At 70.4% G+C, this 18,654-nt stretch carries 21 protein-coding genes and 2 pseudogenes; 15 read left to right on the top strand and 8 right to left on the bottom strand.

Features of this window, described 5'->3' with window-relative positions; genetic code table 11:
- Both ABZ656_RS31345 and ABZ656_RS31350 read right to left on the bottom strand, forming a co-directional pair.
- Positions 1-411 carry a hypothetical protein gene (locus tag ABZ656_RS31345; RefSeq protein ID WP_101400246.1) on the bottom strand — a complete coding sequence of 137 codons (411 nt, stop codon included), beginning with the start codon at positions 409-411 and terminating at the stop codon, positions 1-3.
- 106 nt (positions 412-517) lie between these two features.
- Positions 518-931: a VOC family protein gene (locus tag ABZ656_RS31350; RefSeq protein ID WP_101400247.1), complete on the bottom strand. Its 414-nt coding sequence runs from the start codon at positions 929-931 to the stop codon at positions 518-520.
- A 225-nt stretch (positions 932-1,156) separates the two neighbouring features.
- Here ABZ656_RS31350 and ABZ656_RS31355 point away from each other — a divergent pair, with 225 nt between their 5' ends.
- Positions 1,157-2,059 carry a hypothetical protein gene (locus tag ABZ656_RS31355; RefSeq protein WP_360272155.1) on the top strand — a complete coding sequence of 301 codons (903 nt, stop codon included), beginning with the start codon at positions 1,157-1,159 and terminating at the stop codon, positions 2,057-2,059.
- Between the two features lie 229 nt (positions 2,060-2,288).
- On the opposite strand, the gene ABZ656_RS31360 is transcribed toward ABZ656_RS31355, so the two are convergent.
- The 5 genes from ABZ656_RS31360 to ABZ656_RS31380 all read right to left on the bottom strand — a co-directional run bounded on the left by ABZ656_RS31360 (position 2,289) and on the right by ABZ656_RS31380 (position 6,383).
- A complete protein-coding gene (locus ABZ656_RS31360) occupies positions 2,289-3,068 on the bottom strand; it encodes a succinate dehydrogenase iron-sulfur subunit (protein ID WP_075028383.1) in 780 nt (259 codons plus the stop codon).
- Positions 3,068-4,822 (bottom strand): succinate dehydrogenase flavoprotein subunit, encoded by a 1,755-nt coding sequence (sdhA, locus tag ABZ656_RS31365; protein ID WP_101400248.1) that lies wholly within the window; start codon positions 4,820-4,822, stop codon positions 3,068-3,070. The genes ABZ656_RS31360 and sdhA overlap by 1 nt, the downstream gene beginning before the upstream one ends.
- A 24-nt stretch (positions 4,823-4,846) precedes the next feature.
- Positions 4,847-5,338 (bottom strand): succinate dehydrogenase hydrophobic membrane anchor subunit, encoded by a 492-nt coding sequence (locus tag ABZ656_RS31370; protein WP_054233701.1) that lies wholly within the window; start codon positions 5,336-5,338, stop codon positions 4,847-4,849.
- A 5-nt stretch (positions 5,339-5,343) separates the two neighbouring features.
- Entirely contained in the window at positions 5,344-5,724 is a 381-nt protein-coding gene (sdhC, locus tag ABZ656_RS31375) for a succinate dehydrogenase, cytochrome b556 subunit (protein WP_079064942.1), read from the bottom strand.
- 146 nt (positions 5,725-5,870) lie between these two features.
- Positions 5,871-6,383, bottom strand: a complete 513-nt coding sequence (locus ABZ656_RS31380) for a 2-oxo-4-hydroxy-4-carboxy-5-ureidoimidazoline decarboxylase (RefSeq protein ID WP_360272160.1) — start codon at positions 6,381-6,383, stop codon at positions 5,871-5,873.
- 426 nt (positions 6,384-6,809) lie between these two features.
- Between ABZ656_RS31380 and ABZ656_RS31385 the strand changes: the two genes are divergently transcribed.
- From ABZ656_RS31385 to ABZ656_RS31410, 6 genes are all read left to right on the top strand, one after another.
- A complete protein-coding gene (locus tag ABZ656_RS31385; RefSeq protein WP_360272163.1) occupies positions 6,810-8,375 on the top strand; it encodes a glycoside hydrolase family 20 protein in 1,566 nt (521 codons plus the stop codon).
- Between the two features lie 120 nt (positions 8,376-8,495).
- Positions 8,496-9,221 carry a DUF4328 domain-containing protein gene (locus ABZ656_RS31390; protein ID WP_360272166.1) on the top strand — a complete coding sequence of 242 codons (726 nt, stop codon included), beginning with the start codon at positions 8,496-8,498 and terminating at the stop codon, positions 9,219-9,221.
- A gap of 122 nt (positions 9,222-9,343) precedes the next feature.
- Positions 9,344-9,847: a hypothetical protein gene (locus tag ABZ656_RS31395; protein WP_360272169.1), complete on the top strand. Its 504-nt coding sequence runs from the start codon at positions 9,344-9,346 to the stop codon at positions 9,845-9,847.
- Between the two features lie 75 nt (positions 9,848-9,922).
- Positions 9,923-10,492 carry a hypothetical protein gene (locus ABZ656_RS31400; RefSeq protein ID WP_360272172.1) on the top strand — a complete coding sequence of 190 codons (570 nt, stop codon included), beginning with the start codon at positions 9,923-9,925 and terminating at the stop codon, positions 10,490-10,492.
- Positions 10,493-10,612: 120 nt separating this feature from the next.
- The gene (locus ABZ656_RS31405) at positions 10,613-11,050 is read left to right on the top strand and encodes a hypothetical protein (RefSeq protein WP_101400253.1); all 438 of its coding nucleotides are present in this window, start codon (positions 10,613-10,615) and stop codon (positions 11,048-11,050) included.
- Between the two features lie 71 nt (positions 11,051-11,121).
- Positions 11,122-12,594, top strand: a complete 1,473-nt coding sequence (locus tag ABZ656_RS31410; RefSeq protein WP_360272175.1) for an MFS transporter — start codon at positions 11,122-11,124, stop codon at positions 12,592-12,594.
- A gap of 169 nt (positions 12,595-12,763) precedes the next feature.
- On the opposite strand, the gene ABZ656_RS31415 is transcribed toward ABZ656_RS31410, so the two are convergent.
- Positions 12,764-13,090 carry a VCBS repeat-containing protein gene (locus ABZ656_RS31415; protein WP_360272178.1) on the bottom strand — a complete coding sequence of 109 codons (327 nt, stop codon included), beginning with the start codon at positions 13,088-13,090 and terminating at the stop codon, positions 12,764-12,766.
- A gap of 852 nt (positions 13,091-13,942) precedes the next feature.
- Between ABZ656_RS31415 and ABZ656_RS31420 the strand changes: the two genes are divergently transcribed.
- From ABZ656_RS31420 to ABZ656_RS31455, 8 genes and pseudogenes are all read left to right on the top strand, one after another.
- The gene (locus ABZ656_RS31420) at positions 13,943-14,644 is read left to right on the top strand and encodes a hypothetical protein (RefSeq protein ID WP_101400256.1); all 702 of its coding nucleotides are present in this window, start codon (positions 13,943-13,945) and stop codon (positions 14,642-14,644) included.
- The gene (locus tag ABZ656_RS31425) at positions 14,580-15,248 is read left to right on the top strand and encodes a DUF4241 domain-containing protein (RefSeq protein WP_360272181.1); all 669 of its coding nucleotides are present in this window, start codon (positions 14,580-14,582) and stop codon (positions 15,246-15,248) included. Before ABZ656_RS31420 ends, ABZ656_RS31425 begins: the two co-directional genes overlap by 65 nt.
- A 9-nt stretch (positions 15,249-15,257) precedes the next feature.
- Positions 15,258-15,971: a hypothetical protein gene (locus ABZ656_RS31430; protein WP_360272184.1), complete on the top strand. Its 714-nt coding sequence runs from the start codon at positions 15,258-15,260 to the stop codon at positions 15,969-15,971.
- Positions 15,972-16,020: 49 nt separating this feature from the next.
- Entirely contained in the window at positions 16,021-16,257 is a 237-nt protein-coding gene (locus tag ABZ656_RS31435) for a hypothetical protein (RefSeq protein ID WP_101400258.1), read from the top strand.
- A gap of 73 nt (positions 16,258-16,330) precedes the next feature.
- Positions 16,331-16,555, top strand: a pseudogene (locus ABZ656_RS31440) (L,D-transpeptidase family protein); the annotation flags it as partial.
- A gap of 302 nt (positions 16,556-16,857) precedes the next feature.
- On the top strand, positions 16,858-17,277 hold the full coding sequence (locus tag ABZ656_RS31445; protein ID WP_101403698.1) for a hypothetical protein: 420 nt from the start codon (positions 16,858-16,860) through the stop codon (positions 17,275-17,277).
- 186 nt (positions 17,278-17,463) lie between these two features.
- A complete protein-coding gene (locus ABZ656_RS31450) occupies positions 17,464-18,081 on the top strand; it encodes an RNA polymerase sigma factor (protein ID WP_180362035.1) in 618 nt (205 codons plus the stop codon).
- A 60-nt stretch (positions 18,082-18,141) separates the two neighbouring features.
- Positions 18,142-18,654, top strand: a pseudogene (locus ABZ656_RS31455) (hypothetical protein); the annotation flags it as partial.

The raw sequence follows: 18,654 nt of genomic DNA on the forward strand, positions 1-18,654 counted from the left end.
TCACGCCCCGGCCGCCGGCGCGACCCAGTCCGTCGGCGCGACGGGCGGCAGCTGCTCCCGCTCCATGACGCCCCGCCGCCGGATTTTGTTGAGCACGTACACGTTGCCGAGGTGCATGACCCCGAGGACGAGCAGGACGACGCCGAGCTTGGTCGACAGGGCCTCGAAGACCCCGCGGGCGTCGGTGATGTCGCCGCCGTCGCCGTTCAGATAGAGCGCGACGAAGCCCAGGTTGACGAGGTAGAAGCCCACCACCAGGAGGTGGTTGACGGCGTCGGCGAGCTTCTCGTTCCCGTGCAGCACGTCGGCGAGGAAGACCCGCCCGTTGTGGCTGAGCGTGCGCGCCACCCAGACCGTCAGCGCGATGCTGACCAGCAGATAGATGACGTACGCGACGACCGTGAGGTCCATGTCCCCACCCCTTCTTGAACGCGTTCAAAACGCTGTCGAGAAGGAATGTAGACCTCCTTTTGAACATGTTCAAGTCAGGGTGGGGTGAAGGGTGGAGTGAGAGGCGTCACGCCTGATGGCGGCCCAGCTCGGGCCGCTTGCCGTAGTCCGTGAAGCCGATGACGTTGCCCCACGGGTCGGCGATCTCGACGGTCCAGCCGGTGGCGACCGGGAAGACGGGGGCGAGCGGCTGGATGCCCGCCGCGGCCAGCGCGTCGGCCGTGGCCCGCGCGTCCCCGACCTCCAGCCACACCCGCGCCGAGGCCCACACCGGCGGCCGGAGGCCGAGCTCCTCCTCCAGTCGCAGCAACAGCCCCGGTGTCTCCTTGCCCACCTTCAGCAGCGCGATCCCGGCCTCGTCCAGCCGGAACGCCACCGGAATGCCGGCCCGCCCGTAGAACTCCACCGCGACGCCGAGGTTCCCGACAGGCAGCAGTACGTTGTCGAAACCGAGCAGCTCGTACGACACATCATCTGACATGCCATCAGATTAGGTACGGGCCGCGCCGGGAGCCCGGTGGCTGACCGTGCGGGTCCCCCGGGTGGTGCAAGGCCGAGCGCGCAGTGTCTCCTTCGAGGGCGACCGCGCGCTCGCCGTCGATCCGCTTTCCGGTACCGTGCCGGGCTGATCGTCTGTACAGACGGGCGGTTGTGTCCATACTGGTGGGGACTCGGGGGCGTTCGGGGCGTATGAGGAGGCGGCTTCGTGCGGCGGCTGCTCATGGTCGGTTTCGTGCCGTGCGGGCTTCTCGTCGGCGGTTTCTGGAGCCTTGTGCGCGCCGGGAGCTTCACGGGGCACAGCGACTGGGCCCGGGTGCTTCCTGCCGGCCCTGGCGCCACGGTCGTCGCGCTGCTGGCGCCGACCGCGTGCGCATGGCTGCTGGCCCTGCTCCTCCAGCCCTTTCAAGTCCGGGCCGTACGCGTGCTGGAGGGGTACTGGGACCGCTGGCCGGCAACCGCCCGAGTGGCCGACGTGCTTGTGGAGATACAGCGACGTCGCCACCTGGCGCTGCGCGACAAGGCGTCCCGCCCCGGTGCGGCCTCCGCCGATGCCCTGCGGCGCCTGGCGGCCCGGCCGCCTGTCGAGGTTCTGCTGCCCACGGAGGTGGGCAATGCCCTGCGTGCCGGCGAGCTGAGCGCGGGTGAGCGCTACGGCCTGGCCACCCTGTCCGCCTGGCCACGCATCTACATGCAGGTGTCCGACCGCCTGTCGCAGTCCCTGCGCTCCACGCGGGACGCGCTCGACGCAGCGGTCAACCTGTGCTGGTCCTTTCTGGCTCTCGCCGCCGCTCTGGCTGCCGGGCTGTACGACGAGTCCGGTGCGCGCTGGCTTCCGCTGGTGGCCCTCGTCCTCGCAGCCGTCGCGTACAAAGGGGCGGTCATCGCCGCCCAGGCGTACTCCGGGTTGATGCATGTGGTCTTCGACCTCACCGCTCCCGCCACCGTCTGCCATCGCTGTGCGCCGTCTCCCGGTTCCAGCGGGCCGGGGGACGGCGCCGCGGCGCACGTCGTACCGAGGAGGTCAGGGAGCGGTCAGTCCTGGCAGAGCAGTGCCTTGAGCTCCGCGGCCAGGTCGATGGCCTCCTGGCCCGAGAGCTTGCGATGGTGAGAGCCACATCTGCGGCGTGTACGAGCCCGAGTGGCTTTGGATATCCGACGTGCAGGGCAGGGTCGAACTTCGCTTTGTCCGTGCCGCCCCCGTTGAGGTGGACATCGGGGTTCGAAGTGTGGCAGAGGGATCGGATTGACGGTATACGGTCAAATGTGGAAAGAAAACCCCGCCTCCGTACGTAGCTTGTACGGAGGCGGGGTTCTTGGTGCGAAAGCCGACAGAAGCGTCAGAAGCGACGCGTGATCAGCGCGCGCTTCACTTCCTGGATCGCCTTGGTGACCTCGATACCGCGCGGGCAGGCGTCCGTGCAGTTGAACGTGGTGCGGCAACGCCACACGCCGTCCTTGTCGTTGAGGATCTCCAGGCGCTGCTCGCCCGCTTCGTCACGGCTGTCGAAGATGAAGCGGTGCGCGTTGACGATGGCGGCCGGACCGAAGTACTGGCCGTCGTTCCAGAAGACCGGGCAGGACGACGTGCACGCCGCGCACAGGATGCACTTGGTGGTGTCGTCGAAGCGCTCGCGGTCCTCGGCGGACTGCAGACGCTCGCGCGTCGGCTCGTTGGTGTCCTTCGTGATCAGGAAGGGCATCACATCGCGGTACGCCTGGAAGAACGGCTCCATGTCGACCACGAGGTCCTTGAGGACCGTCAGGCCCTTGATGGGCTCGACCGTGATCGGCTTGTCGGGGTTGATGTCCTTGATCAGCGTCTTGCAGGCGAGGCGGTTCTTGCCGTTGATCCGCATGGCGTCCGAGCCGCAGATGCCGTGCGCGCAGGACCGACGGAAGGTGAGGGTTCCGTCCTGGTCCCACTTGATCTTGTGGAGGGCGTCGAGGACGCGCTCCTTCGGGTCGATCTCCAGCTGGAAGTCTTCCCAGACCGCCTCGGCCGCGACCTCGGGGTTGAAGCGGCGGATGCGGAAGGTGGCGGTGATGTACGGCGAGTCGGCGAAGCCCGCCTCGGGCTGGCCGGCGCTGTCCGCCTTGTCGAGGGTCGGGGTAGCCATCAGTACTTACGCTCCATCGGCTGGTAGCGGGTCTGGACGACCGGCTTGTAGTCGAGACGGATGGACTCGGTGCCGTCGTCGCCGACCTCGCGGTACGCCATGGTGTGGCGCATGAAGTTGACGTCGTCGCGGTTCGGGTAGTCCTCGCGGTAGTGACCGCCGCGGGACTCCTTGCGGGCGAGCGCGGAGACGGCCATGACCTCGGCCAGGTCGAGCAGGTTGCCCAGCTCGATGGCCTCGAGGAGGTCCGTGTTGAACCGCTTGCCCTTGTCCTGGATCGAGACGTTCCGGTAGCGCTCGCGCAGCTCGGCGATCTTCTCGACCGCCGTCTTGATCGTCTGCTCGGTGCGGAACACCATCACGTTGGCGTCCATGCACTCCTGCAGCTCCAGGCGCAGCGCGGCGACCCGCTCCGTGCCCGTGGAGTTGCGCAGGTGCTCGACCTGCGAGACGACCTGCGAGGCCGGGTCCTCGGGCAGCTCGACGTAGTCGGCCTTCGCGGAGTACTCGGCGGCGGCGATGCCCGCACGGCGCCCGAACACGTTGATGTCCAGGAGCGAGTTGGTGCCGAGGCGGTTGGCGCCGTGCACGGACACACAGGCGACCTCACCGGCGGCGTACAGGCCCGGCACGACGGTCGTGTTGTCGCTGAGCACCTCACCCTCGACGTTCGTCGGGATGCCGCCCATGGCGTAGTGCGCGGTGGGCTGGATCGGGATCGGGTCCGTGTAGGGCTCGATGCCGAGGTAGGTGCGCGCGAACTCCGTGATGTCCGGGAGCTTGGCGTCCAGCTGCTCCGGCGGGAGGTGCGTGAGGTCGAGGTAGACGTGGTCGCCCTCGGGACCACAGCCGCGGCCCTCACGGATCTCCGTGTAGATGGAGCGCGAGACGACGTCACGGGACGCGAGGTCCTTCATGACCGGCGCGTACTTCTCCATGAAGCGCTCGCCGTCCTTGTTGCGGAGGATGCCGCCCTCACCGCGGGCGCCCTCCGTCAGCAGGATGCCCATGCGCCAGATGCCGGTCGGGTGGAACTGGAAGAACTCCATGTCCTCCAGCGGCAGCCCGCGACGGTAGACGGCCGCCTGGCCGTCACCCGTCAGGGTGTGCGCGTTGGAGGTCACCTTGAAGAACTTGCCGGTGCCGCCGGACGCGTAGATCACGGCCTTCGCCTGGAAGACGTGGATCTCGCCGGTCGCCAGCTCGTAGGCGATCACACCGGCCGAGTGCTTGACGCCGTCGACCTCGGTGATCAGCTGGTCGAGGACGTAGAACTCGTTGAAGAACTCCACGCCCTCCTTGACGCAGTTCTGGTACAGCGTCTGGAGGATCATGTGGCCGGTGCGGTCCGCGGCGTAGCAGGACCGGCGGACCGGGGCCTCGCCGTGGTTGCGGGAGTGACCGCCGAAGCGGCGCTGGTCGATCCTGCCCTCGGGCGTCCGGTTGAAGGGAAGGCCCATCTTCTCCAGGTCGAGGACCGAGTCGATGGCCTCCTTCGCCAGGATCTCGGCGGCGTCCTGGTCGACCAGGTAGTCACCGCCCTTGACCGTGTCGAAGGTGTGCCACTCCCAGTTGTCCTCCTCCACGTTGGCGAGCGCGGCGGCCATGCCGCCCTGCGCGGCGCCCGTGTGGGAGCGGGTGGGGTAGAGCTTCGTCAGCACGGCGGTGCGGCTGCGCTTCGTCGCCTCGATGGCGGCGCGCATGCCGGCGCCGCCGGCGCCCACGATGACGGTGTCGTACTTGTGGATCTGCATGAGTCGGTTACCTCAGCCCCGTGCCTAGCGGATGTTCGGGTCGAAGGTGAAGATCACCAGCGTGCCCAGCAGGATGGTGAACACCGTGGCGGTGTAGAGCAGGCCCTTGAGCCACAGCCGGGTGTTCGCGCGCTCCGCGTAGTCGTTGATGACCGTGCGCAGGCCGTTGGCGCCGTGCAGCATCGCGAGCCACAGCATCGCAAGGTCCCAGGCCTGCCACCACGGGGAGGCCCAGCGGCCCGCGACGAACGCGAAGCCGATCTTGGAGACACCGCCGTCGAGGACGAGCTGGATGAGCAGGTGGCCGATGACCAGGACGACCAGCACGATGCCGGACAGGCGCATGAACAGCCAGCCGTACATCTCGAAGTTGCCACGGGTGGACTTCGGGGTCTTCTTGGTGCGCTTGCGCGGGGCCTCGATGAACGGCGCCGGGTTGTCGACGCTGTACGCGGAGAACTCACCCGCGCCCTCGACGGGGCCGATACCGGAAGCGGCGGTCTCAGTGGTGGACATCGGCGTCAGCTCCCGAAGACTTCGCGGAATGCGTGACCGAGGACCGGGTACAGGGCCCCGATCATCAGCACGACCCAGATACCGACGACGGACCAGAGCATCTGCTTCTGATAGCGCGGGCCCTTCGACCAGAAGTCGACGGCGATGATGCGCAGGCCGTTGAGCGCGTGGAAGAGGATGGCGGCGACGAGGCCGTACTCCAGCAGCGCGACGATCGGATTCTTGTACGTGGACACGACCCTGTCGTAGTCCTCGGGGGAGACACGGACGAGAGCGGTGTCCAGCACGTGTACGAACAGGAAGAAGAAGATGAGGACGCCGGTGACTCGATGAGCCACCCAGGACCACATTCCTTCCCGGCCGCGGTACAGCGTTCCAGCCGGCACGGAAGAACCCTCCGGGAGCGGGGATTGGGGCCTGCCGGCTTCTGTGTCGGTCGGCCCGGCCGGGTACGGTCCACCGGCCCTGGCCATCGTAGCGACGACTTGTCGGAACGTTTACAGCGGCCCTATCTATGTGATCAAACTGGCAATCAATCAGGCACGTTCGGGCTATTCCGGACGGGCCAGGGCCCCGCGTCCCCGAGGAGGCGCGTCAGGCGACCCCTCGCCAGACGGCGCAGCTCCTCCGCCGCGACGAGCCGCTCCTCTTCGGGATCGTTTGTCAATCGTGACCGGATTCCGACGAGTACCTGATCCAGTGATTCCTCCGGGGAGAAGTCGTCCAGACAGATGACGAACACGTGCCCGAATCGGCTCTCGTAGGCCGCGTGGGCCGCGCTCAGGGCCGTGTGGGCGGCGGAGTACGCGCCGTCCGGGAGCAGTGTGAGGGACTCGCCCGCGAGGGCCTCGGTGAGATCGGCCGGGGTGAGGTCGTAGGCCGCCTCGTCGGCCGCAGCGAGGAAGGCGTCCAGGTCCGGGTAGGGCCGGTGATCGGCCAGCCGGTGGGCCCAGCGCAGGCTGCGGCAGCAGGTCAGGAGCGCGCGCACGACGGAGTCGGCGGGTGCGGAGTTGAACGGCTCCAGGCGCGCCGGGGACGACGGCACGCTCTTCTGCTCTGGTAGGGCGACCTGGCCGGGGAGGCGTGGAAGACGGTGCGCAGGCAGCGTGGGTCCTCGGCGGTGGGATGTCGGCGGGATGCCGTGACGTCCTGTGAACGTCACGTGTGGTGTGGCAGGGGAAGAAGTGAGAGTTGTGCCACCACGTTATCGACGATTGACGGGAGGTGTCCGACGGATGCCCGAATTTCACCCGGACGGGAGAGTTTCGGAACCTGCGGTGGACGGGTGACGTGGAGAGGGGGACCGTGGAACATCCGGGGGTGTACGACGTGAGGTGTACGGGGCGCTCGATGCGTACGACAGGGTGTGGGCCTCGGTTACCGAAGCGAAGGGCGTGGTGCGGTGAGCACGGGCAGGCGACGACGGGCGCCGGTGCAGGACGGGAAGCGGCCGGTACTCATAGCGGTCGGCGTGGCTGCGGTGACCGGTGCCGTGGTGGCGACCGTCTCGCTGTGGCCGTCCGGCGACACCGGCGCGCCGACCGGGGCGAGCGTCGCTCCGGACCGGACGGCGGCCGGGTCCGCGCCCCCGCCGTCTCCCACGCCGACCCGGACGTACCCGCTCTCCCAGACCCCGCGCACCATCCCCGCCGTACGCGAGCACACCCCGGCGCGCGGCCCCGGCTGGCGTCCCGCCTCGGGCGCCCGCGTGGTCGTCGACGACGCGGGCCTCGCCGACGAGGGGAAGCTGCTCGCGGGCGAGCTGAAACTGTCGTACGCCGGGCAGACGGCGGCCAAGGACGGGGACGTCGAGCTCCGCCTGAACACCAGCGGCGCCGACCCGGAGTCGTACACCCTGACCGTCAAGAACCGCCGGGTCACCATCTCCGCGCCCGGCGAGGCGGGCGTCTTCTACGGCACCCGCACCCTCAAGCAGGAGGTGCACGGCGGCGGTACGGCGTCCGAGGGCGTCGTGCGCGACCAGCCCGCCAAGCCGCGCCGCGGGTTCATGCTCGACATCGCGCGCAAGCCCTATTCCGCGGCCTGGATAGAGGACCGGATCCGGGAACTGGGCGATCTGAAGTACAACGAGCTGGGGCTGCACTTCTCCGACGACCAGGGCTTCCGCATCCAGTCGGACACCCACCCGGAGATCGTGTCGAAGGACCACCTCAGCAAGACGGACGTCCGCAACATTCTCGCCCTCGCGGAGAGCCGCCACATCCATGTCGTCCCCGAGATCGACTCGCCGGGCCACCTCGGCGCCGTGATCGCCGCCCACCCCGACCTCCAGCTGCGCAGCGTCTCGGGAGCCACCCCGCGTGGCACCGTCGACATCTCCAAGCCCGCCGCGGCGAGCATCGTCGACGACCTGCTGAACGAGTACGCCGGCCTCTTCCCCGGCCCGTACTGGCACCTCGGCGGCGACGAGTACCAGGCGCTGACCGTGGCCAGCCCGTCGACCTCCTTCCCGCAGCTGGCCGCCGCCGCCAAGCAGGCCTACGGCCCCGGCGCCACCGTCGCGGACCTCACCACCGGCTGGCTCAACGACCGTGCCCAGGTGGTGCGCGGCCACGGCCGGACCGCACGGGCCTGGAACGACGGGTTCTTCCGCGGCGGCACGGTCCAGGCGGACAAGGACCTGGAGGTCGCGTACTGGACGGGCAAGGAGCTCGGCGCGCGCCCGCCCGTCGAGTACCTGAGCGCGGGCCGCAAGCTCATCAACTACAACGACGAGTACCTCTACTACGTCCTCGGTGAGCCGCAGACCTTCGTCTACCCGACCGGGCAGCGCATCTACGAGCAGTGGACCCCGCTCGTCGTCCGCGGCACCACGCCGGTCCCCGCGAAGTACGACGGCCAGATCCTCGGCGGGAGCTTCGCCGTCTGGTCCGACCGCGCGAACTCGCAGACCCAGGACCAGGTGGCGGCGGGGATCAGGATGCCGCTGCGCGCCACGATCCAGAAGCTGTGGGATCCCGGTCGGCCCGCGCTGTCCTGGACGGACTTCAAGAGCCTGGCGAACCGGCTGGGCTGAGGCGTATCTTCCCTTTGATTCTTGTGCCGGGCGTGCCTTGGGGAGGGGCGCGCCCGGCTTCTTGTGCCGACGCGGTCTCACGTGCCGGTGATTCGGGGGGTTTTCATGTCCAGTACGCCCATGCCCGTGCCCGGGGGCACCATGGCGCCGCCGCACGGGGTTGCCCGGCTGCGCTCGCCGGTGGGCCTGGGGCGAGCGGTCGCGGTGCTGCTCGGTGTGGTCGTCGCCGTGGATCTCTTCGCGATCTGGGCGGGCGTCAAGGTGTACGACGTCACGGGCACCATCCTGGACGGCGGGGTCGGCGAGGCCGTCCAGCGGGAGGCGGACCACGCGGACTCGGTCATGGCCGCGGCCGGGGTCGTGCAGCTGGCCTCCCTGGCCGCCACGGTCGTCTTCTACCTCGTCTGGTTCTACCGGGTGCGGATCAACGCCGAGATGTTCGACCCGTTCGGGCATGAACTGGGGCGCGCCTGGACGGGTTGGGGCTGGTTCGTGCCGGTGGTGAACTTCTGGTTCCCGCGCCGGATCATGCTGAACACCTGGGACGCGAGCCGTCCCGCCGGCTCCCGCACCTCGCACCGGCTCGTCAACGCCTGGTGGGCGATGTGGACCATCACGCTGTTCGTCGGCCGGAGCGGATTCGAGAGTTACCGCAAGGCCGAGACCGCCGCGGAGCTCTACGTCGCCGCGGGCGACGTGTTGTTCGCGGACGTCACCGGCGTCGTGGCCGCCGGGCTCGCCATCCTCGTCGTCCTGCGCCTGACCCGGATGCAGAACGAGAAGGCCCTGCGCGGCCCGGTCCCGTCCGGAGAGCCGGTCCAGGCGCCCGTCAGGCACGACTGCTGACGGTCGGCGTTGGGCCGTTGGGGGCAGGCGGCGCGCCGGTTCGGCTGATTCCCTGGCCAACTCCCTGACCCCTGTGGTGTATTCGGCGCGGCCGAACCGAAACACCACCGGGGGGAACCGGCATGGGCTACTGGGGCTACTACGTCGTGGGCAGAAGCGAGCGGCCGCTATCGGAGCTGGACGCGCTGGGCGCAGCGCACGGGATGGTGCTGCGGACCACGGCGCCCGACGGCTGGCAGGTCTGGGAGTACCCGAGCGGTGACGGCGGCGTCGGGAGCATGAACACGCTCGCCCGGGAGACCGGCGCGCCCGCGCTCTTCGGGTACGTCATGAACAGCGACTGCGTGGTCGTCGAGGCGGCCGGTCCCGGGAGCGGCGCGTGGACGACCTGTCTGGCGCGCACGGCGATGGCCGCACATCTCGGGCAGAGCGAGGAGGGGCTCACCGTCGACGACTACTTCCGGGAGCCCTCCGACGCCGCCGCACGGGCCGTCGCCTGGGCCGCGGAGGCCGGGCACACGGTGGTCGCCGAACCCCTGCTCGCCGTGCTGACCGCGGATGCCGACCCCTTGGCCGAAAACCTTCTCTTCCGGTTCCTCGACCGGCTCGGAGTGGTGCCCCTGTGACACTCCCGCTCCGGAGCACGCAGTAAGGGAAAGTGCGGGCTCCGTAAGCGGGAGCGCCCTGTCGAGGGAGGCGTGATGAGCCTGGTGGACCTGATCGCTCAGGCCGACGAGCGTGGTCTGGCAGCGAGCGGGCTGGCTTGTTTGGATCGGTGCGTGCCCCTGCTGGGCGGCGACGACGAGGTCCTGCGGCCGCTCTGGTCGAGCCTCGCGGACGGCGGTGCGGACGGCGACGCCTGGGGCGAACGGCTCGCCAAGGCACGGGCGGAACTGGACTCTGCCGACGCCGACGCCGGCCCGGTCCCTGACTCCGGCCCCGGGGCCGAGGCCGCCGTGAGTGACGAGGACCGCGCCGCCGCACTCGCCCGCCGTATGCTCGCCGCCGCCCCCGACGACCCCTGCGCGTCCGCCCTGCGCGCCTGGGCCGACGCCTGTTCGGCGGCGGCCCTGCAGATCCACCGGCTCCTCGATGTCGCCGCCGACGGCGACGGCCCCCTCGTCGCGGCCGAACTGCGCCGCCAGGTGACCGTCCTGGAACTGCTCGCGGGCCGCGGCGCGGGCGGACTGCGCCCCGCCCTGGCGGTGTCGACGGAGGGACGGCGCGTCCTGCGCGCGGTGGTGTCACGCCGGGCGCGCGGACGGTCGTAAACCTGTTTCCCTGAGGGGTTCCTGTGACCGTCCTGGGGCCGGAGATGGGGGTCCTGGGCCGGTGTCGCGAAGGCGCCAGGAACGCGTGACGAATCCCGCCCGGAAGGCGCTCTTCCGAGTGTGAACGCAACGAGTGCGAACCCGATCCGGGCGACCAGGCCCACCGCCGCGACCAAGCCCGTGCGCTGGGCCGCGGACACCGTCGCGACGATGCGCGAGGGCGCCCGGCTGCGCCTCGACTACTCGGCGCAGAGTCTGTGGCGCGTCGACCGGCTGATCGAGGAGATACGCCGGGAGGGGGCGCCGTACGCCGCCGTCCACACCGTGCTGCGCGGCTTCGGCGCGTACGCCGGTGAGGTCGTCGTCCGGTGCGCCGGCGCCGAGTGGTGGGAGACGGGCGGCGAGCACTGGCTGCGCACCCCCGACGGGCGCCTGTGGGACCCCGTCGACGAGGCCCGCCGCTGCTACGCGGGCGACGGCTCGCTACGGCTGCTGTGCCGCGAGGCCGTCGGACAACGGGGGAGCGTGCCGAACGGCGGCGAGATTGCCGGTTCTTAAGGTACGCGACCGTTCCCAAACGGCGGTCTCCGGAGTGAACATGAGGGCAACCGCCGGACCCGGGAGGCCTCGTGGCCGACAACCGCCGTTGGTGGGCGCTCGTCGTCATCGCGCTCGCCCAGTTGATGGTCGTCCTCGACATGACCATCGTGAACATCGCTCTGCCCTCCGCCCAGACCGACCTCCACATGTCGGACGGCAACCGGCAGTGGGTCATCACCGCGTACACCCTCGCCTTCGGCGGACTGCTGCTGCTCGGCGGCCGGATCGCCGACCTCGCCGGTCGCCGGCTCACCTTCATGATCGGCCTGTTGGGCTTCGCCGCGGCGTCCGCGCTGGGCGGCGCGGCCGCGAACTCCGGGATGCTGTTCGGGGCGCGCGCCCTCCAGGGCGTGTTCGCGGCGCTGCTCGCCCCCGCCGCCCTGTCGCTGCTCACGACGACGTTCACCGACCCCGGGGAACGCGGCAAGGCCTTCGGCGTGTTCGGCGCGATCGTCGGCGCGGGCGCGGCGTTCGGGCTGCTCGCGGGCGGCTTCCTCACCCAGTACCTGGACTGGCGCTGGTGCCTGTACGTCAACGTGCCCATCGCCCTGGTCGCGTTCGCCGGTGCCCTTGCGGTGCTCAGTGGCGGCGGCCGCTACGAGGACGCGCGCCTCGACGTGCCGGGTGCGGTGCTCGGCTCCGCCGGAATGCTCTCGCTGGTCTACGGCTTCTCGGAGGCGGAGTCGAGGAGCTGGGGCGACGGACTGGTCCTCGGACTGCTGGCCGCCGGGGTCGTGCTGCTCGGCGTGTTCGGGCTCTGGCAGACCCGCGCCCGGGTGCCGCTGCTGCCGATGTCGGTGGTCAGGGACCGGCAGCGGGTCGGGGCGTTCCTCACCATCCTCTTCGTCACCATCGGGATGTTCGGGGTCTTCCTCTTCCTCACCTACTACATGCAGCGCGTGCTCGGGTACTCGCCGATGAAGACCGGACTCGCCTATCTCCCCATCACCGTCGGCATGATCACCGGCTCCACGCAGGTCGCGGCCCGCCTCCTGAACCGGGTCCCGCCGCGCGCCCTCATCGTCCCCGGGCTGCTGCTGGCCGCGGGCGCGCTGGCGATCATCGCGCAGGTCGGCGTGGCACCCGCGTACGCCTCGCACATCCTGCCCGGCATGCTGATGCTCGGCCTCGGCATGGGTACGGCGATGATGACCTCCATCTCGCTGGCCACGGTCAGCGTCGCGCCCCGGGACGCGGGCGCGGCCTCCGCCACCTTCAACACCGCCCAGCAGGTCGGCGGTTCGATCGGCACGGCGCTGCTCAACACGATCGCCGCGAGCGTGACGACCCGGTACGCGACCGCGCACGCGGCCCCCGGCGTCGACCGTCGCGCCCTCGCCTCCCGGGCCGCCGTGCACGGTTTCAACGTGGCCACCTGGTGGGCGATGGGAGCACTGTTGCTGGCCGCGCTGATCGCCGGGATCGTGGTGAACGCGGACCGGATGCCGGCCCCCGTGGGGCGACCGGCACCCGTGCCGGAGCCGGTGGACAGCAAGGGCTGACCACCGGTTCCGAGAAGGGGTGCCGTACGGGACCACGGCGTCAGCGTCTGTCCCAGGTACGCCCCCGTCGGTGTACCGAGCCGTGTCCTGCCGTGGACCCTGGCCTGGCTCAGGCCAGGCCCTGTCCTGCCGCCGCGAGCGAGGCGCCCAGCCGGTCGCCGGACTCGCCTCAGGGGATCGCGGCACGCCCGACGACCGGAGCCCCGATGGTGGTGAGGCCGTCCGCCGAGCCGTGGAACGTGGAGATCTCCCCACCGTCGCCCATATCGGGGCGGCCCGCGGCCAGGTCGGCGTAGCCGTCGCCGTTCAGGTCGGCCGAGGCGAGGGCCCGCCCGCCGGTACCGTCGGGAACGGCCGGTGCGTCGGTGCGCAGGCCGGTCGCCGAGCCGTGCAGGACGACGAGGGGCGTGGCACCGCCCGCGGTACGGAAGGTGAGGGCGGCGTCCTCGTAGCCGTCGTGGTCGAAGTCTCCGGTCGCGATGTCCGTGTCACTCAACGCGCCGCCTTCGGAGACCAGTTGGACGGGCGCGGAGAGGGTGCGGTCCGCGCCGTCGATCGCCCGGGCGCGCGCCGCGCCCGGTGCGACGGCGAGGATGTCGTCGTCGCCGCCGTCCCCGTCGAAGTCACCGGTCGCGAGGGCCGCTCCGAAGCGGGCGCCGCTCGCCCGGACCCCGCTGGGCTCGTCGACCGTCCCTGCCTGCCCCGCGAGTCCGTTCGCGCTCCTTGGCCCTATCCCTCCACGATCCCGGCCGCCTCACCACGATGCTGCGGATCCGACCGGAGGAGAACTGGGTCGGCGAGCACCTTCAGCGCCTTGGGCACGTCCGGCGGACCTGGCCCAGCGAGGTTGTGGAGACAGGGCCCATGACCTACGCGTGGAGCCCGGACCGGCAGGCCTGACTCCCCGTCCTGCCGACCCGTTCGAGCGCGGGGCAGGGCGCTGCCCTTGAACGCGTCGACGAAGGACGCGTGACAACGGCCGTTCACTCCTGAGGGCGATCGGGCGATTCGTCCGGAAGGTTCCCGTGCTCGTATCCCGTCGCGAAACTGCTGTATAACCGGGCCGCCATCGCACTCCCTGTCCCTGTCGAACCTGCCGAAGGGTTGCTTCGTGCCGTCCGGAATACGTTTCAGCGCGCGTGGGCGCCGTACTGTCGTCGTCGCGCTGGTCGCGACTGCCGTGACCGCAGCCGGGTGTTCCCCGAAGGACGGCAGCCGGAAGTCGTCGGGGAGTCACGGGTCCTCGCGGACAGCGCAGGCCCAGCCCGAGCCGAAGAGGACATCGCGGCCCCCGTCCGCGCCGAAGCCGAGAACGGCCGCCCAGTTCGTCGCCCGGGCCCGGCAGGCCATGAGCGCCGAGAAGGGGTGGACGTTCGCCGTGCACGGCAGCGAGTCCCTCGTCATGGCGGGGCAGGCGCCGTCCACCGCCACGTACGCCGCGACCGCGCACCGCACCACCGCCCCTGAGGCGCTCCAGCAGACCGGCACGATCACCACCGGCAAGGGGGTCCGCAAGTCCGAGGTGGTGTACGTCGTCGGCGGCACCGGTTACGTCAAGGAGGGCGGCGAGGCCTGGAAGAAGGGGCCGCTGTCCGATCGCGACATCGCCGATGATGTCGAGGATCCCGTGGCCGACCTGGACGCGTTCGCGGCGTACGCCAAGAGCGCGCAAGTGAGCCGTACCGGGGCGGGCGGGGCTGACGTGCGGCTTCAGGTCACCGCTTCCGGCTGGCAGTTGTCGGCTGCCCGTAGCCGTCCAGCGCTGAAGCGGGCGGTGCGGGAGATGGAGCCCGCGCTGGTTCAGCTGCGGGATGCCGGGGTGACGGCGACCGACAGCCGGATCACGCTCAAGAGCTTCACCGAGACATGGGACCTGGACGCCGCGCACGGCTACCGGCTCACCTCGCACCGCTATGCGTACACGTTCCTCATCCCGTACCAGGGCGGTGACATCACGGTGAGCCAGGAGGTGCGGGCGGACGACCGTGGCGTGTTCGCCGGGAGCGTGGCCCTGCCCTCCGGCGCCGCAGCAGCAAGAAAAGCAGCCTGATGAGGCGAAGTACACCGTTTGGGATCCGATCGCGGCCGGGACGTTGCGGCTGCCGAGCGGGCGGCTGGTGGCGCGCGACCCCACGTACGGGCAGTGCGAGCAGGACGCCGGGTTCACGGTGACCGTGGCGCCCGGGAGTTACCCCGTGCAGCTCGCCTGCGCGGCGTACACGGCCGAGAGTCGGGGCCGGACGCCGATTTACGACGAGTACACCGTGGTCCGCGTACTCGTCTCCGAACAGCCGGCAGTGCACTGGGAGTCGGCGCTGCTCGACGGCCAGGACGAACGCGTCCTGCGAGACGGGCAGTTCTACGGCTTCGGAGTGGACGCGGGCACCGGCGCCTTCGTCGACGCGACCATGGCCGAGGAGCTGGGCCGGCGGTTCCGGGACGGCCAGGTCGCGGGCACGCAGGCCGAGGACGACAACGGCATCGCGACCGTGGACGACCCGGCCACCGGCACCAACCTGATCGCCTACCCGAGCGGCCGGGGCGACGGCTCCTACCCCGTGTGGATCGGCCGGGACGCGGACGGTGACGTCACGTGCTTCGTGGCGGACATGCTGATCCTCGGCCAGGCGGAGCTACTGCTACAGCAACCTTGAGGTGAGCGGATGATCGAGAATGAAGTGAGCGAGATGCGGGCGGTGCTGCCCGGCTACGCGATCGACGTCGGAGCCGAGCCGCTGGACCGGCCCGCGCGGAACTCGGTGGGGGGCTGGCCCTTTCTCGACGACGGCCAGGAGTGGCCCGAGTGTTTCTGCGGCGAGCGGCTGGCGCTGTTCTTCCAGTTCGACATACCGCCGAACGTGGAGCCGTTCGGTGGAGACCACCTGTTGGTCTTCCACTGCCGCGCTCACAACGACGCGTCCGAACCTGAGATGACCGACGACGGCCGGCTCGTGCCCGCGTACTGGGACGCTCCGCAGCCGCCCTACCCGCGTCCGTTCTGGCGTGTGCTGCTCCAGCGCCACGCGACGCGGCCGACGCGGAATCGCGAACCGTCCGTGCGCGCCCTGCCGTTGACGCTGCGGCCTCTGGCGGACACCCTCGACCGGCATGGGCGAGGAGCCCCCGGGTTCAAGGTGGGCGGTACGCCGTCCTGGGCGCAGTTTCCCGAGTACTACCGGTGCGCGTGCGGCGCAGATCTGGTGTACCTCTGCCAGGTGCCGGAGGGCTGGTCTTTCGACGTCCACCCCGGCTTGCCGGAGCAGCCCTACACCATCCACGCCGACACCTACCTCCTGTTCCTCGGCAACGAGGTCTACCTGCAGGCCTGCCCGGCCCACTGCGACCCGGCGGCAGTCTGGCCCGTGAACCAGAACTGACGACTGGAGCATCCTGCATGTGCTCGGGAATGGTGTACATCAACGGCTGATGGCTGTGAAGGTACTCGTGGACGCCGCGGTTCTCGCGTCGGTCGTAGCGGCCCTCGCGCTGACCCCGCGTGCTCTGGCCCGCCTCCCCGATCCTGTCAGGGTGGCGGGCCGCGCCGTCTCCCCGCTCGTGGCACTGGCACTCGTGACCGGCCTGATCTACGTCAACCAGGCGCTGTTCACGGTGTACGTGCTCCGCGTGCACGACGGGGACGTGTCGTTCATGGCGCCCTTTTAAGGGCCCCGACACGCGTGGACGCACCGGACCCGGCTCCGACGGGCGGATCTCCGGCCGTCGGTGAGCCACCTGCGACCGGGGCAGCGAACACCTCATCAACCACCCGACCCAGTACGCCAAGGCGCTCGTCATCAACTTCAACCGCTGGCCGGCGACGCCCGGTCGCGGCGCCGGGATCTTCCTGCACGTCAACGGGCAGGGCACGACGGCCGGATGCGTCTCGGTGTCGCGCGCGACGATGGACCGGATCATGGCCTGGATCAAGCCGGGCGCGCATCCGCGGATCGCCATCGGTTGATCGGCGGGATGACCGCGTCACAGTCCGGCCGGTACGGCCGAGATGGTTCCTGAGCGCCCCGCGACGCGTGAAGCGTCTGATGACGCGTGAGTGAAGCGAATGGTTGTACGAAACCGAGAACCCCGCCCCATGACGTTCGTCACGCGTGTCACGCGTGATGTTCGGCGTCCTCGTCCCGCTGGGTCTGGTGGACCGGGACGTGACCACGCCCCGGGGCGTGTGCCCCGGATGTACGGGGCCATGTGGACATGGGGACGAGGGGGCAGGGAGTCGTGGAGGAGCGGACGCCGGCCGAGGCGTGGATGCGGCGGCACGCGGCACAGTTCGTGCGGCAGGTGACGGCGCGGAACCGACTGCCGCTGGACTATTCCGTGAACAGCCTGCGGGTCGTCGACTTCATCGTCGACGGGCTGCGGAAGGGGAAGTCCGAGCGCACCGACGTACAGCACGTGCTGTTCGGGCTCGGCGCCTACACGGGTGAAGTGCTCGTACGGCGCGCCGGGGCGCAGTGGATCGAATTGTGCGCCGACCAGCGGGAGTTGTTCGGCCAGCCCGTCGGCGTACGCATGCCGGACGGGCGCGTGTGGAACCCGCTGGGCAAGGTCGTGAAACGTTTCGAGGCGGGGGAGCGGGAGTCCGTCCGGATGCTCTATTTGCAGTTGCATGGGCGCGTCGCCCGAGGGGCGGACCGGCAGGTGGCCTTCGGGGGGCGCTCGGCTTGAGAAGCGCGTGGAGGGCGGCCGCGAGCGGCGCGTGAGGTGTGAAAGAGGCGTGCGGGGCGGATGGCACGCCTGACGGGCTGTGACATTTCTGTGAGGCCTGACGCTGATGGCCACAGGGGCGTTCGAGCGTGGCCAGTCGCGTCGGACAGCGTGAATCGGGATGAACTCGCACGAACGAGGACAGTGTTGGGCCAGGGAGGGGAATCCCACCGCGTGCAGGCCTACGACGGGGAGCTGGGCGAGGCCGTCGCGCGGGCGCAGAACGGGGACGAGGCCGCCTTCGCGGTCGCGTACCGGATCGTGCAGCCCGGACTGCTCGGATACCTCCGCGGGATCGTCGGTGACGACGCCGAGGACGTGGCGTCCGACGCGTGGCTGGAGATCTCACGGGACCTCGGGCGGTTCCGCGGGGACGGTGCCGGGTTTCGCGGCTGGACCGCGACCATCGCCCGGCACCGGGCGCTGGACCTCTTGCGGCGGCTGAAGGTACGGCCCCGGGGGACGACGCTCGAACTGGACGTACTGGAGCTGCCGAGCACGCACAGCACGCACGACGAGGCGCTGGAGACCCTCTCCACGGAGTACGTCCTGGAGCTGGTCTCGCGGCTGCCACGAGACCAGGCCGAGGCCGTGCTGCTGCGGGTCGTGGTCGGCCTCGACGGGCCTGCGGCGGCGCGGGTGCTGGGCAAGCGCCCTGGCGCGGTGCGCGCCGCCGCCCACCGTGGACTGAAGAGGCTCGCTCGGCAGCTCGGCGCCGAGAGTGTGACGGACGAGCGCCCCTGGAAGCTGGGGGAGTCGGGATGAACGGCAAGGACTCGCCGCGCGGCAGGACGCCGTCGGGTGGAGAGGGAAACGGAACCGGACATGGGTGAACGACACAGCGACGGCGGAACCCCCGACCGTCGGGTCGCGCACCCGGCGAGTTCCCCGAGCGAAGAGCCCGCCGTGAAGGTTCCGCGGACTCCGGCTCCCCAGGCGCCCGCTTCGGAAGGACCTGCCCTGGAAGTGCTGCTCGCCGCCGCCGTGCGCGGCCGTGCGGACGACGCCGAGGCGGAGGCGCAGGCCGTCGCCGCATTCCGTGCCGCGCGGGACAACGGCGCGCACGCCGCGAGTACTCGGCGGCGGGACGACTGGCGACCGCGCGAGCAGCGGCGCGTACGCCGTTCTCTGAAGGCCACGTTCGCCGTGTTGCTGGCGAGCGTGACCCTGGGCGGTGTCGCCGTCGCGGCCATCGGTTCGTCGTCGGACGACGACAGCGAGGACCGGGGCAGGGCCGGGAACCGGCCGACGAGCAGCGCCCCGGACCGGTCCGCCTCCCAGGCCGCGCAGCCGGATGCGCCCGAGGCTCCCGACTCGTCCGCCCCCGGCACCTCAGCG

The organism is Streptomyces sp. NPDC007095 (genome assembly GCF_040634475.1).
GTDB lineage: Bacteria > Actinomycetota > Actinomycetes > Streptomycetales > Streptomycetaceae > Streptomyces.

Coding starts and splice junctions, on each gene's coding strand:
- ABZ656_RS31350 (WP_101400247.1), bottom strand. CDS start 931: ATGTCAGATGATGTGTCGTACGAGCTGCTCGGTTTCGACAACGTACTG.
- ABZ656_RS31400 (WP_360272172.1), top strand. CDS start 9,923: ATGAGCCTGGTGGACCTGATCGCTCAGGCCGACGAGCGTGGTCTGGCA.
- ABZ656_RS31420 (WP_101400256.1), top strand. CDS start 13,943: ATGAGCGCCGAGAAGGGGTGGACGTTCGCCGTGCACGGCAGCGAGTCC.
- ABZ656_RS31390 (WP_360272166.1), top strand. CDS start 8,496: ATGCCCGTGCCCGGGGGCACCATGGCGCCGCCGCACGGGGTTGCCCGG.
- ABZ656_RS31430 (WP_360272184.1), top strand. CDS start 15,258: ATGATCGAGAATGAAGTGAGCGAGATGCGGGCGGTGCTGCCCGGCTAC.
- ABZ656_RS31445 (WP_101403698.1), top strand. CDS start 16,858: ATGCGGCGGCACGCGGCACAGTTCGTGCGGCAGGTGACGGCGCGGAAC.
- sdhA (WP_101400248.1), bottom strand. CDS start 4,822: ATGCAGATCCACAAGTACGACACCGTCATCGTGGGCGCCGGCGGCGCC.
- ABZ656_RS31345 (WP_101400246.1), bottom strand. CDS start 411: ATGGACCTCACGGTCGTCGCGTACGTCATCTATCTGCTGGTCAGCATC.
- ABZ656_RS31370 (WP_054233701.1), bottom strand. CDS start 5,338: ATGTCCACCACTGAGACCGCCGCTTCCGGTATCGGCCCCGTCGAGGGC.
- ABZ656_RS31360 (WP_075028383.1), bottom strand. CDS start 3,068: ATGGCTACCCCGACCCTCGACAAGGCGGACAGCGCCGGCCAGCCCGAG.
- ABZ656_RS31395 (WP_360272169.1), top strand. CDS start 9,344: ATGGGCTACTGGGGCTACTACGTCGTGGGCAGAAGCGAGCGGCCGCTA.
- ABZ656_RS31435 (WP_101400258.1), top strand. CDS start 16,021: ATGGCTGTGAAGGTACTCGTGGACGCCGCGGTTCTCGCGTCGGTCGTA.